Origin of the sequence: Aestuariimicrobium ganziense, from assembly GCF_015352975.1 — a bacterium.
Classification (GTDB): domain Bacteria; phylum Actinomycetota; class Actinomycetes; order Propionibacteriales; family Propionibacteriaceae; genus Aestuariimicrobium; species Aestuariimicrobium ganziense.
In genome coordinates, this window is record NZ_JACYIZ010000001.1 from 16,124 (window position 1) to 28,755 (window position 12,632).

The 12,632-nt window shown below is 60.6% G+C and carries 10 protein-coding genes; 8 read left to right on the top strand and 2 right to left on the bottom strand.

The genetic code is table 11. The features are described from left to right. Positions 1 to 11 precede the first annotated feature (11 nt). A complete protein-coding gene (locus IE660_RS00070; protein WP_203566303.1) occupies positions 12 to 524 on the top strand; it encodes a helix-turn-helix domain-containing protein in 513 nt (170 codons plus the stop codon). Further along, positions 521 to 1,030, top strand: coding sequence for a nucleotidyl transferase AbiEii/AbiGii toxin family protein (locus IE660_RS00075; RefSeq protein WP_203566304.1), 510 nt, complete (start codon positions 521 to 523; stop codon positions 1,028 to 1,030). Before IE660_RS00070 ends, IE660_RS00075 begins: the two co-directional genes overlap by 4 nt. Here IE660_RS00075 and IE660_RS00080 read toward each other — a convergent pair. Beyond that, positions 952 to 1,611 (bottom strand): hypothetical protein, encoded by a 660-nt coding sequence (locus IE660_RS00080; RefSeq protein WP_203566305.1) that lies wholly within the window; start codon positions 1,609 to 1,611, stop codon positions 952 to 954. The genes IE660_RS00075 and IE660_RS00080 overlap by 79 nt on opposite strands. Next, on the bottom strand, positions 1,604 to 1,810 hold the full coding sequence (locus IE660_RS00085) for a helix-turn-helix transcriptional regulator (RefSeq protein WP_203566306.1): 207 nt from the start codon (positions 1,808 to 1,810) through the stop codon (positions 1,604 to 1,606). The genes IE660_RS00080 and IE660_RS00085 overlap by 8 nt, the downstream gene beginning before the upstream one ends. Before the next feature lie 108 nt (positions 1,811 to 1,918). Between IE660_RS00085 and IE660_RS16500 the strand changes: the two genes are divergently transcribed. From IE660_RS16500 to IE660_RS00115, 6 genes are all read left to right on the top strand, one after another. Next, entirely contained in the window at positions 1,919 to 2,233 is a 315-nt protein-coding gene (locus tag IE660_RS16500; protein ID WP_203566307.1) for a helix-turn-helix domain-containing protein, read from the top strand. Between the two features lie 181 nt (positions 2,234 to 2,414). Further along, the gene (locus tag IE660_RS00095; RefSeq protein WP_203566308.1) at positions 2,415 to 4,847 is read left to right on the top strand and encodes a type I restriction-modification system subunit M; all 2,433 of its coding nucleotides are present in this window, start codon (positions 2,415 to 2,417) and stop codon (positions 4,845 to 4,847) included. Beyond that, positions 4,847 to 6,040 (top strand): restriction endonuclease subunit S, encoded by a 1,194-nt coding sequence (locus IE660_RS00100; protein ID WP_203566309.1) that lies wholly within the window; start codon positions 4,847 to 4,849, stop codon positions 6,038 to 6,040. Before IE660_RS00095 ends, IE660_RS00100 begins: the two co-directional genes overlap by 1 nt. Beyond that, on the top strand, positions 6,037 to 9,129 hold the full coding sequence (locus IE660_RS00105) for a type I restriction endonuclease subunit R (protein WP_203566310.1): 3,093 nt from the start codon (positions 6,037 to 6,039) through the stop codon (positions 9,127 to 9,129). Before IE660_RS00100 ends, IE660_RS00105 begins: the two co-directional genes overlap by 4 nt. Then, a complete protein-coding gene (locus IE660_RS00110) occupies positions 9,116 to 9,841 on the top strand; it encodes a M48 family metallopeptidase (RefSeq protein WP_203566311.1) in 726 nt (241 codons plus the stop codon). The genes IE660_RS00105 and IE660_RS00110 overlap by 14 nt, the downstream gene beginning before the upstream one ends. A gap of 8 nt (positions 9,842 to 9,849) precedes the next feature. Then, positions 9,850 to 12,627 carry a DUF4365 domain-containing protein gene (locus IE660_RS00115; RefSeq protein ID WP_203566312.1) on the top strand — a complete coding sequence of 926 codons (2,778 nt, stop codon included), beginning with the start codon at positions 9,850 to 9,852 and terminating at the stop codon, positions 12,625 to 12,627. Positions 12,628 to 12,632 lie beyond the last annotated feature (5 nt).

Below are 12,632 nucleotides of genomic sequence, written 5' to 3' on the forward strand. Positions count from 1 at the left end.
TCATGGGGGACATGGCTGGAACGATCATCGAGCGGGCACGCCGCGGCAGTGGACTGTCGCAGCGCGAACTGGCGCGCCGTTCGGGCACCTCGCAGCCCACGCTCTCGACCTACGAGCACGGCACCAAGTCGCCGACGCTCGCTGTGGCCGAGAGGATCGTCAACAGCAGCGGCTTCGATCTCGACCTCGTGCCCCGCGTCGAGTTCACCACCCACCCCGGTGCTCGCGGTGAGCCGTTCGTCGTCCCTGATCGCCTGTGGCGCCTCGACACAGCTTCAGCCTTCGCGACAGTGACGCTGCCCCAGCATCTGCACTGGTCCGGCCCGTCCCGTCCCTACAACCTTCGCAATCGGCGCGACCGCGCCAGGGTCTACGAGATCGTGCTTCGGGAAGGTGAGCCCGGCGATCTGCTCGCCTATGTCGATGGAGCACTGTTGGTCGACCTCTGGGACGAGCTCGTCATTTCGAAGGCGATCCGAAGCGCTTGGGAGCCGCTCATCACTTCGTTCGGTGCCATCGCGTGAGCGACTCACGGCTGAGCGACTTCCAGGTCGAACTGGCCAACGTGTTCTTCTCCCTGCCAGAGTCGGCAGGCTTCCTACTCGCCGGCGGCGGCGCGCTGATCGCGCAGGGGATCGTGCCGAGGCCGACCGAAGACCTCGACTTCTTCACATCGCGTCACTCAGGCAGCGTCGTGGCAGCGAGCCATGCCCTCATCGCTGCGGTCACGGCTCGCGGGTGGACACACGAGTTGGTGCGGACCGGCGAGGAGTTTCGGCGGTGGGCGATCACCGGTCCGGAGACGGTTCTCGTGGACCTCGCGGTCGACAGCCCCGCCTCCAGCACTCCGACCGTCACGATCGCCGGCCCGAGCTTCGCGCCCGACGAGCTTGCGATCCGCAAGACACTCGCGCTGTTCGGCCGCGCGGAACCCCGCGACTTTGTCGACGTCTACGTGCTGCACCAGCGATTCGACCGCGAGGAGACGGGTTCGGGCCGGACCTGCCGCGCGACTGCTCCCACGCCTTGATCACCGCTCGGATCGCGTTGACCTCGGTCGCAGTAAGCGCGGTCGGCGTCCGCTTCCGCTTGTGCAGCCGCGCGACGCCGTCGATCGGGTTGCGGTGGATCACCTCGTGCCGCACCGCGAGGCTGAACGCGAGCCGCAGCACAGTCTTCGCCCGCTTCGAGCGGGCGTACGACTGCTTGCCGAGCTCCTTGAGCAGGGCGTCGCTCCCCGACGCCGATCTCGCGCAGCGCGTAGCCGCGGAAGGCCGGGAGCACGAGCCGGTTCATGTCGCGCTCGTAGTTGAAACGGGTCGCCGGGGCGATCCTGTTCTCCAGATCAAGGTCGGCCAGCCAGTAGTCGACCAGCGCCGGGAAGGGGCTGTCGGGCGTCAGCGTCGTGTCGACCGGCTGGAACGCGTTGCGCTCAGCCAACCGCCGTTTCAACGCCGCCTCGGCCGCCGGCCTCGACGACGCGGTCGCCTGCACCAGGCGCGTCTGGCCGTCCCAGTCGCGGAAGCGGGTTCGGGACTCGACCTTGCCTTTCGACCGCTGGATGAAGGCGATCTCGCCGTACCCGCCGATCGGGATGCGCGGCCTACTCATGGGAGCCACCCTCGTGTCGCTCCTCCAGCCACGCGGCGATGTCGCTGGCCGCGAAACGCAGGTGCTCGCCAAGCTTGAAGGCTCGCGGCGCCCGGCCGGACAGCCGCCAGTCGTAGATGGTCTGCACGGGGACACCGAGGTACTCGGCGAGCTCCTCGACCCCGATCAGGCGCTCCAGCCCCAATTCTGTGGTGTTCATGCCCATCAGGTGTGCGAGCCAGACCGAGCAGCCCCGAGGCAATCGGAACCGACGACCACGACACCCGGCTGGGCGGCGCTGCGCACCTGTCAATGTGATGGGTAAACGATGGGATCGCATCTCGCCCCCAAAGCGAAAGTCCAGGTCAACCATGGGCTGACCTGGACTTTCTTGGTAGCCCTCGCCTCATTCTCTGCCAACACCCCTGTTGCGCTCCGGCCGCCTGCCGCTCGCCTCGATGATCGCCGGCAGTCTGGGCGGCGACGCATCACGGCCCGCGACCGTGCACAGATCGTTGAGCTATACGAGCAGGGGAAGAGCACACGCTACGTAGCAGACGAGGTCGGCGTCTCGAAGGCCACAGTCCTCACAGTCCTCAAGCGGGCGAACGTCCCAATGCGCCCGGTCGGTGCCCACTACTAACGCATCCCAAGGAGCCCCAGGACACGCGCTCAGGCACTCGGTCGCTCCGTCTACTGCTCTGCCATACTGGGGATTGACGCATGGCGAGGCGCTTCGCTAGTCGATTTTCGTACGCATGTTCGTAAATAGGGTAGAATGTATATAGAACATGCGCAATGACACAACATTAGGAAGACCAGCAGTGGCTCTGAAGAAGTCCGATCTTTACGCATCTCTCTGGGCGAGCTGTGATCAGCTGCGCGGCGGTATGGACGCCAGTCAGTACAAGGACTACATCCTGACGCTTTTGTTTGTGAAGTATGTCTCCGACAAAGCCAAGACGGATCCAAATAGTCTGATCGATGTACCTGCTGGCGGTTCCTTCGATGACATGCTCGCCGCCAAGGGCGACAAGGAGATCGGCGATCGCTTCAACAAGATCATCGCCAAGCTTGCCGAGGCCAACGGCCTGCGTAACGTCATCGACCAGGCCGACTTCAACGACGAGGAGAAGCTCGGCAAGGGCAAGGAGATGCAGGACCGCCTCTCCAAACTCGTCACGATCTTCAACGACCTCGACTTCCGTGGTTCACGCGCCGAGGGCGACGACCTCCTTGGCGACGCCTACGAATACCTGATGCGGCACTTCGCTACCGAGTCCGGCAAGAGCAAGGGCCAGTTCTACACCCCGGCCGAGGTCTCCCGCATCCTCGCCAAAGTCGTCGGCATCGGACCGAACACGCGACAGGACCAGACTGTCTACGACCCTGCCTGTGGATCAGGCTCGCTGCTCCTCAAGGCTGCCGCTGAGGCTCCCCGCGGCATGACGATCTACGGCCAGGAGAAGGACAACGCCACCTGGGCCTTATCGAAGATGAACATGATCCTGCACGGCAACGAGATCGCCGAGATCGAGAAGGGCGACACGATCACCAACCCGCAATTCACCAAGGGTGATCGGCTGCGAACCTTCGACTACATCGTCATGAACCCGCCGTTTTCAATAAAATCATGGAATAACGGCCTCGAGAACGACTACAACCGGTTCGAGTACGGTCGTCCGCCGGAGAAGAACGGCGACTACGCCTTCCTGTTGCATGCACTCACGTCACTCAAGAGCACCGGCAAGGCGGCTATCATCCTCCCTCACGGCGTCTTGTTCCGGGGCGGCACAGAGGGCACGATCCGTACTCGGCTGCTGAAACAAGGCTTCGTCAAGGGCATCATCGGGCTTCCCGCCAACCTTTTCTATGGTACCGGCATCCCTGCGTGCATCGTCATACTCGACAAGGAGAACGCCCACGCTCGCACCGGCGTCTTTATGATCGACGCGTCCAAGGGCTATAAGAAGGACGGTAACAAGAATCGCCTTCGCAGCCAGGACATCCACAAGATCGTGGACACGTTCAACAAGCAGATCGAGATCGACCGCTACTCGCGCATGGTGTCGATGAGCGAGATCGCTGATTCGAAGAACGGCTACAACCTCAACATCCCGCGCTACATCGACTCCTCGGATCCCGAGGACCTCCAGGATCTTCATGCCCATCTACACGGGGGCATCCCTGACAGGGATCTCGATGCCCTCAGCGAGTACTGGGACGCGTTCCCTCAGCTCCGCAGCCAACTCTTTGAGCCGAACCGATCCGGATATAGCGACCTCACGATCGACGTGGGCCAGGTGCAGCAGGCCATCATCGACTCGACTGAGTTTCAGAAGTTCGCCACCGAGGCGAAGCAGCTCACGGTCGACTGGTTCACTGCTCACCGCGACACTCTCGCCACGATCGACGCCGATACCCGGCCCAATGACCTTATTGCCAGCATCGGCGACGACTTGCTCGTGCGCTTTAGGCCCGTGTCGCTCCTCGACGAGTACGACGTCTACGAGCAACTCATGGACTACTGGCACGGCACCATGCACGACGACGTCTTCCTCGTCATGAACGAGGGATGGCTGAGTGCCGCGAAGCCACGCAAGACCATCGAGGACAAGGAGCGCAAGCTTTCGGAGACGGCAGATCTGGTGGTCGGTTCTGGCCGGAGCGCGACCAAGTACAAGATGGATCTCATCCCACCCTCACTCATCGTGGCTCGCTACTTCGCCGTCGAGCAGGTCAAGGTCGACGAGCTCACTGCAGCCGCCGACGAAGCCGCGCGCGCCGTCGAGGTGTACTTGGATGAACACGCCGTGGAGGAGGGACTACTCGCTGAGGCGATGGATGACGACAAGATCTCGAAGGCGCTTGTCGTGGCTCGCCTGCGGGTCGCTAAGCGTGAAGGTTCCGATCTGGAGGAAGTCAAGTCCCTGCAACAGGCCGTCAGACTCTACGACGCCGAGGCTGCAGCCAAGAAGGAAGTCAAGGACGCCCAGGCTGCGCTCGACTTGGCCACCCTCAAGAAGTACGGCGAGCTTGTCGAAGACGACGTGAAGAGCCTGGTGCTTGACGACAAATGGATGGCAACGGTTCGCAACCGAGTCGTGGGCGAAGCTAACGCGCTCACCCTCGATCTAGTAGCCAGAATCCAGCAGCTTGGCGATCGCTATGCTGAGACTGTTGGAGAACTTGACGCCGTGTTGGAGAAGCTCGAAGCCAGAGTTGGTGAGCACCTCGCCGCCATGGGGGTGAATTGATGAGTTCGACCGTCGCACTCGGCAGTCTCGCGAGCTTTCGAAAGGGAGCCGGGCTTCCTAAGTCAGATCTGCAATCAGACGGCAGGGTTCCGTGCATCCATTACGGCGAGCTGTTCACGAAGTACGGCGCTGTCATCAATGCGCCCATAAGTCGCACCAACGCTGATCTTCCGGTCACCTCGATCGCAGGAGATGTTCTTATGCCGACGTCCGATGTCACGCCGCGTGGCCTGGCCAAGGCCTCGGCGATCCTCCAGGACGGCGTGACGCTCGGCGGCGACATTCTCGTGATTAGGCCTGATGGCGCCAGCATAGATTCCAGGTACCTTGCCTATGCCATCCGGAACGACGCGAATCAGGTGCTCAAGCTCGTCCGTGGCAGCACGGTCTATCACCTCTACGCGGCTGACATGCGGCACTTCGAACTGAACTTGCCTCCGAAAGCACAGCAGACACGCGCGGCAGATGCGCTCCAAGACGTCGATGACTTGATCGCCATGCTCGAACGCCTTGCTGCAAAGAAGCATGCGATCAAGGAGGGCATGATGCAGGAGCTCCTGACCGGCCGCACGCGCCTGCCAGGGTTTGACAGTGCATGGACTGACTCAATAATCGGTGCTGTCGCGCGTGTTACCGGCGGAGGGACGCCGTCCACGCGGGTCAGTGCGTACTGGAACGGTGACATCCCGTGGTTTACTCCTGCTGAGATCAAGTCCGAGGGGTCTGGTCTCGTCTCGTCCTCCGCGCGCGCGATCACGCAATTTGGGCTCGCTAGGTCAGCGGCCACACTTCTTCCGGAAGGGTCCGTCTTAGTCACATCGCGCGCCAGCATCGGACACTGCGCAGTCGCTGCGGTTCCGGTCGCCACTAATCAGGGCTTCGCGTCGATGATCCCGAGGGATCGCAGGTCAACCTGGTTCCTCTACTACTGGGTACAGCAGAACCACGCAGAACTTGAGAGCCGTTCGGCTGGCAGCACCTTCCTAGAGATCAGCGCCACGAAGGTCGCCGGAATCCCGCTTGCAGAGCCGAGTTTGCGCGAACAGCAAGCGATTGGTGAAGCTCTGCGCAGCGCTGACACCGAGCTTGACGCTCTGAAGAGTCGCCTAGCGAAGGCGCGCGCCATCAAGACCGGGATGATGCAGCAACTATTGACTGGGCGCGTTCGCCTGCCCGTGGAGGGCGCATCATGAGCGACGTCGGACAGATCGAGCGGAAAGCGCAGGAGCGCGTCGTCAAGCTATTTCGTGACCAGCTCGCTTACGAATACCTCGGCAACTGGGAGTACCGCAACGGCAACTCGAACATCGAGACCGACCTGCTCGTTCAAAACCTCAAGGCTCGTGGCTACGACGACCGCTTGATCACCCGCACCGTCGATCAGCTCGGCAAGGCTGCCTCGGTCGGCGCTGGCCATGACCTGTACGAGGCCAATCGGGACGTGTACCAACTGCTGCGGTATGGCGTGAAGGTCAAGCCCGGCGTTGGAGAGCAGACCGAGACCGTCTGGGTCATCGACTGGGCGCACCCTGACGCTAACCACTTCGTCGTGGTCGAAGAAGTCACCGTGCTCGGTCAGCACACCAAGCGCCCTGACGTCGTGCTCTACGTCAACGGCATCGCCCTAGCGACCATCGAACTCAAGCGATCAAAGGTGTCTGTCACCGAGGGGATCCGGCAGACCATCGGCAACCAGAAGCCCGAGTTCATCCGCCCCTTCTTCTCCACCGTGCAGTTCGTCTTCGCGGGTAACGACGTCGAGGGGCTGCGCTACGGCGTCATCGACACCCCTGAGAAGTATTGGCTGGAGTGGAAGGAGCCGTCAGAGGTTGCCGATCCCCTCGACCGTGCCCTGCTGCAGCTATGCGACAAGACCCGCTTCCTTGAACTGATCCACGACTTCATCGTCTTCGACGCAGGCATCAAGAAGGGCCCGCGGCACAACCAGTACTTCGGTATCAAAGCTGCCCAAGACCGCATAGCCAGGCGCGAAGGCGGCATCATCTGGCACACCCAGGGCTCGGGCAAGAGCCTGACGATGGTCTGGCTCGCCAAGTGGATTCGCGAACATCAGGACGATTCGAGGGTTCTGCTGATCACCGACCGCACCGAGCTTGATGACCAGATTGAGAAGGTGTTCAACGGCGTCAACGAGCAGATCTACCGAACATCGAGTGGCGCCGACCTACTGGGCACGATCAATCAGACACAGGAGTGGCTGATCTGCTCCATCGTACACAAGTTCCGAGGCAGCGATGACGACCAGGCAATTGACGAGGCTGGCGAGGACTTCATCGCCGAACTGAACGCCAAGATCCCTAAGGACTTCAAAGCCAAGGGCAACATCTTCGTCTTCGTCGACGAGGCTCACCGCACCCAGTCCGGCAAGATGCACACGGCAATGAAGCAGCTCCTGCCGGAGGCCATGTTCATCGGCTTCACTGGCACCCCGCTCCTGAAGGCCGACAAGGCCACCAGCATTGAGACCTTCGGCTCCTTCATCCACTCATACAAGTTCGACGAGGCCGTCGAAGATGGCGTCGTACTGGATCTTCGCTATGAGGCCCGCAACATCGACCAGAACCTGACGTCGCCGGCACAAGTGGACAAGTGGTTCGAGGTCAAGACCAAGGGCATGACCGATCTGTCGAAGGCCGAGCTCAAGAAGCGCTGGGGCACCATGCAGAAGGTCGTCTCCAGTGAGCCGCGCGCCAAGCAGATCGTCAACGACATCTTGCTCGACATGGAGACCAAGCCGCGCCTGATGGACGGGCACGGCAACGCGATGCTTGTCGGCGGCAGCATCTACCAAGCCTGCAAGTTCTACGAGCTGTTCTGCAACGCCGGCTTCAAGGGCAAGTGCGCGATCGTCACCAGCTACGTCCCCAATGCCAGCGACATCTCCAAGGAAGACTCCGGCGAAGGAAAGACCGAGAAAATCCGCCAGTACGACATCTACCGCAAGATGCTTGCCGACTACTTCGACGAACCCGAAGACGTCGCTGTCAACAAGGTCGAGGAGTTCGAGAAGGCTGTCAAGAAGCAGTTCATCGAGAACCCAGGTCAGATGCGACTCCTGATCGTGGTTGACAAGCTGCTCACCGGGTTCGACGCTCCGAGTGCCACCTACCTCTACATCGACAAGAAAATGCGCGATCACGGCCTCTTCCAAGCCATTTGCCGAGTCAACCGTCTCGACGGTGACGACAAGGACTACGGCTACGTCATCGACTACCAAGACCTCTTCAACTCGCTCGAGGACGCCATCACGGACTACACGTCGGGGGCTCTGGACGGCTACGAAAAGAAGGACATCGAAGGGCTGCTCAGCGACCGTATAGAGAAGGCACGTGAAGACCTCGATGACGCGTTGGAGCGGATCCGCGCCCTCGTGGAGGCCGTCGCCCCACCGAAGAACACGCTGCAGTACCAGCAGTACTTCTGTGCGATGGAGCAAGGTAACGCCGAGCAACTCAAGGCGAACGAACCTAAGCGCGTTGAGCTCTACAAGGCAGTCGCCGCGGTGACGCGGGCCTTCGCGAACCTCGCCAACGAGATGACCGAAGCGGGTTACAGCGAGGCCGAGGCGGCAACGATCAAGAAGGAGATCGCCCACTACGTCGATGTGCGCGCAGAGGTGAAGCTCGGAGCCGGTGAAGACGTCGACTTCAAACAATACGAAGCCGGCATGCGCTTCCTCCTCGACACCTACATTCAGGCCAGCGCATCCGAGACCGTCTCGAACTTCGAAGACACGGGACTCATCGACCTCATCGTCAAGCTCGGCGCAGGTGCGATCGACAAGCTGCCTGCGGGCATCAAGAACAGCCCTGAGGCAGTGGCCGAGACGATCGCCAACAACATGCGCAAGGTGATCATCGATGAGCGCGCGATGAACCCGAAGTACTACGACAAGATGAGCGAACTACTGGACGCCCTCATCGAGGAGCGACGCCAGCAGGCGATCGACTACCAGGAATACCTCGCCAGGTTGCTCGATGCTGCCAAGCAGCTCGGCACGAAGGAGTCCGACACCAAGTATCCGGACTGGGCGGACAACGGCGCCAAGCGCGCCTTGATCGACTTCTTCTTCCCCGACGACCACCTCGCGATCGAGATCGACACCATCGTTCGGCACACCAAGCCCGACGCTTGGGTTGGCAACCCGATCAAGGAGCGCAAGGTCAAGAACGCTATCCGCTCCAACCTCCGCGACCGCTTTGACGAGGCCAAACTCAACGAACTCTTCGAACTGGTGAAGGCGCGCCGTGAGTACAGCTAGTGCTTACCTGACCATTCGGGGTATAGAGATCGACGTCATCTACAAGGACATCAAGAATCTTCACATCGGCGTCTACCCACCGCTCGGACGTGTGCGCGTGGCTGCACCTACGCGGCTGAACGACGACCAGGTCAGACTCGCCGTGATCCAGCGACTGCCATGGATCAAGCGTCAGCGCGAGCAGCTCAAGGCTGCGCCGCGTCAGACGGAACGAGAGATGATCACTGGAGAGTCCCACTACGTCTGGGGTCTCCGGAAACGATTGAGGGTTGTCGAGCGAACGGGCCGCACCCATCTCGAAGTTGACGGTGACCGATTGCTGCTCTACACGTCCGGCCAGACCACAGCCGGGCAACGCCGCACGGCACTCGATCAGTGGTACCGAGGACAGCTGCGTGAAGCCATTCCCGCAGTCATAAACACTTGGGAGCAGAAGTTGGAAGTGTCAGTCCCCAAGTGGACAATCCGACGTATGAAGACAAAATGGGGATCGTGCAACAGGGAGACCCGGCACCTGTGGTTCAACGTGGAGTTAGCAAAGAAACACCCCGACTGCCTTGAGTACGTCGTCGTTCACGAGATGGCTCACTACTTCGAGCGCAACCATGGCGAGCGCTTCACTCAACTGATGGACAAGTCCCTGCCTGACTGGCGTAGCCGACGCGAACAGCTCAATGGCTCACCGCTCGCACAGGAGGAGTGGTCGTCATAGGTACCAAAATGCGCGCACCCCAGAACGAGGCGGCCGGCACGTCCGGCCAATCGTTCGTGAAGGGCGAGTTCGAAGAACTGGGTTGGGGTGCCGTCCCCAATCCGGAGCACGACCTCGGTACAGATCTCTGGCTGATGGCTAGAGATAAGAACCGATTCGATTTGGGTGCGCTCGTCGGTGCTCAAGTCAAGACGGGCGAGTCCTATTTCAAGAGCGCAAAGAAGGACGACGAGTCGGGCGACGTCGTCGGCTGGTGGTACGCCGAAGAAGACGACAGCCACTTCGACTACTGGAGTGAACACACGACTCCGCACATCCTTGTGCTGCGCGATGCCACGGCCAAGACGTCCTACTGGGTTCACGTGACCTCAAATTCCATTCAATCAACCGGCAAAGGTAACAAGATCCTCGTCCCTGCTTCGCAGAGAGTTGAGGAAGGAAGCCGTGATGCCCTCACGTCTGTTGCTACCAGTCCTGCCAAGGCGGTCAGCCTCGATGGCAGCGCCTGGGGAGCCATTTGGAAAGTCTCGCAGTCTGACCGCCTTAGGTACGCGTTGATGGCCCCTCGCCTGGTTGCGCCACACCCAAATAGGGGCGAAGTGCTTCCTGATGCCACGGAAGCCATAGCAATGCTGATGCAGGGTCGATTCAGTAATCTTAGGAATGTAGCTTCACCTGGCAAGCGCAAGGATACCGAAGGAGTCGCTGATCTCGATTCCTACTTGTGGGATCTATTCGATGCCATGTGGAATTGGGCGGTATCGGGCGACCTAGCCAGCCTCGGTAATCTCCCCGAATCGGCGGACGACCGCCATCTTGCGGCGACGGCGGTCGTGCAAGCAGCAGCGTTGATGGAGCACGGCCAGCCTGAAGCAGCTCTCGCTGCTGTCCGCGCTGTGAGGTCTCGAGAAGGGCTCGGCACGGTCGATCTTGCGTGGCTCAGGAGCCACGAGTCGCGTTGCCTGGTTGAGTTGGGCCACCTAGAGGAAGCTCGAGACCTTGCCCTCGAAGTGCAGAAACTTCGAGCCGTAGCGCCGAGCGATCCTACCGCCACAGCGCTTGTCGCCGTCAGCACCATTCTCGTATTCGACATGAGCGGGTTTGGTATCCGGGACGTCGGCGAGCTGATTCAGTCTATTGACACCTCGACTCGCTGGTGGCGGTCTCAGACCATCGCCAGCGGTCTTGAGAAGCACTTCAATGAACAGTTCAACGGTTGGGGACGAGATTCAAGTGTCACGTGGGCCGCCGCGGACACGGTGTGGACGAGCATTCGTTCGGCGACTCTTCTAGCCGGATTAGGTGCGGACCAGGGTGGTTGGCGGCACACGATGTCTCTACTCGCGCGCCGGGAACTGATGAAGGCGACCTCAACGAATACTGAGGTCATCTTGGAGTCGCTGACGGACTTGCTCAGGGCAGGTGCCAAGAAGGAGTTGGTGCTGGCAACTCGTAAGTTGGGTGACGATGGTCCTGCAGAGCCGCTCGTGGCCCTGACTGCTCGTCTGGACTTGGGGTCGACCCCGAGGTCATGTCTCCAGTCGGCGCTCGCCTTCCTACGCTACGCCGGAGATTTCGCCGACACTGCGAACGCTGATCGACATGCAGCATGGTTGGTCTCTTCACTTGGGAATCCTGACGAGTTGCGTGAACGTCTGAAGCCAATGTTCTTGATCGAAGTTTCCTTGCTGGAAGCCCTTGGTGGGTTGATGCGGAGCATCTCTCCACCGATGAGACGTCAAGTCATTGACCACCTCCTGAGTCTCCCGGTCATCGAGGACCAGAGCTTGGCAGGCGGCTATGGACGAATTATCGCTCTCGTGGGAGAGGATGACTGGTCCGACGATGACCTCTCGCGCTTGTCCGCCCGAAGCGATGACAATTGGGAGCTTCAAGACGATATCGATGGTGTTCTCGCGGCGAGCGATCCGGACTTCAGAATTGGGCTTCAAGAGAAAATCAGACTGGGAGATCTCACTGCGCTGGGCAACTTTGGCAGGGTCACTGAGCTGCCGGAGGACGTGGCTCGCGATGCGATAACACACCTTGTTTCTCGGATAGAAACCCAGATTGCACAAGCTCGCAGCAGAATGTACAGTTTCGGGGGACCCGAACTCGGTGAAGCGCTAGTCGTACTGAATGCTTGGCATCTGAACGTTGCCGATTGGGATACAGTGTGGACGCTTCTGTCCGAGCCGAAGTCCCACCCAAGTCACATCCTCGGCACACTGCGCATCTTGGGAAGGGTCGCGAAGCAACTTCCAGCTCCCGAGAGGATGCGCCTCGAGCCTATTCTCGAAGGAATTGCTCGCAGACCAGCCTATGAACGTGATACTGCCTTCATTCCATCCAACGCGAGCCCGCAATCGGCCGCTAAACTCGCTTTATTCCAATTCTTCCCGGAGAAGCTGACGGATTTGACGATGCAGGGTTTGCTTTCTGGGACACCCGGTGACCGAGAGGTAGCCGCCAATTGTGCAGGCGATCGGCGTGCAAATGGAGATCAGAATCTGCTGGTCTCACTAGTCCGCGACTCCGAGCCCCAAGTACGCACGGCCGCGATCGTGGGCCTGGCCAAGTGGCTTGCAGGCGAGGAAGACAATGCGGAACTCTCTGCGAGAGTACAAGCATTAGTCGAGGCTGGAGGACCGTTGACGGCTAAACACGTGACTGCGTACCTGCTGGATATGCCTTCCAACAATCTGCAGCGCGCACTGCTGCGGTCGCTCGTCGACCATCCATCCGCTCTCGTGCGTGCCCGGGTGGCTGCTGGACTGAGCGACTAGGCCGG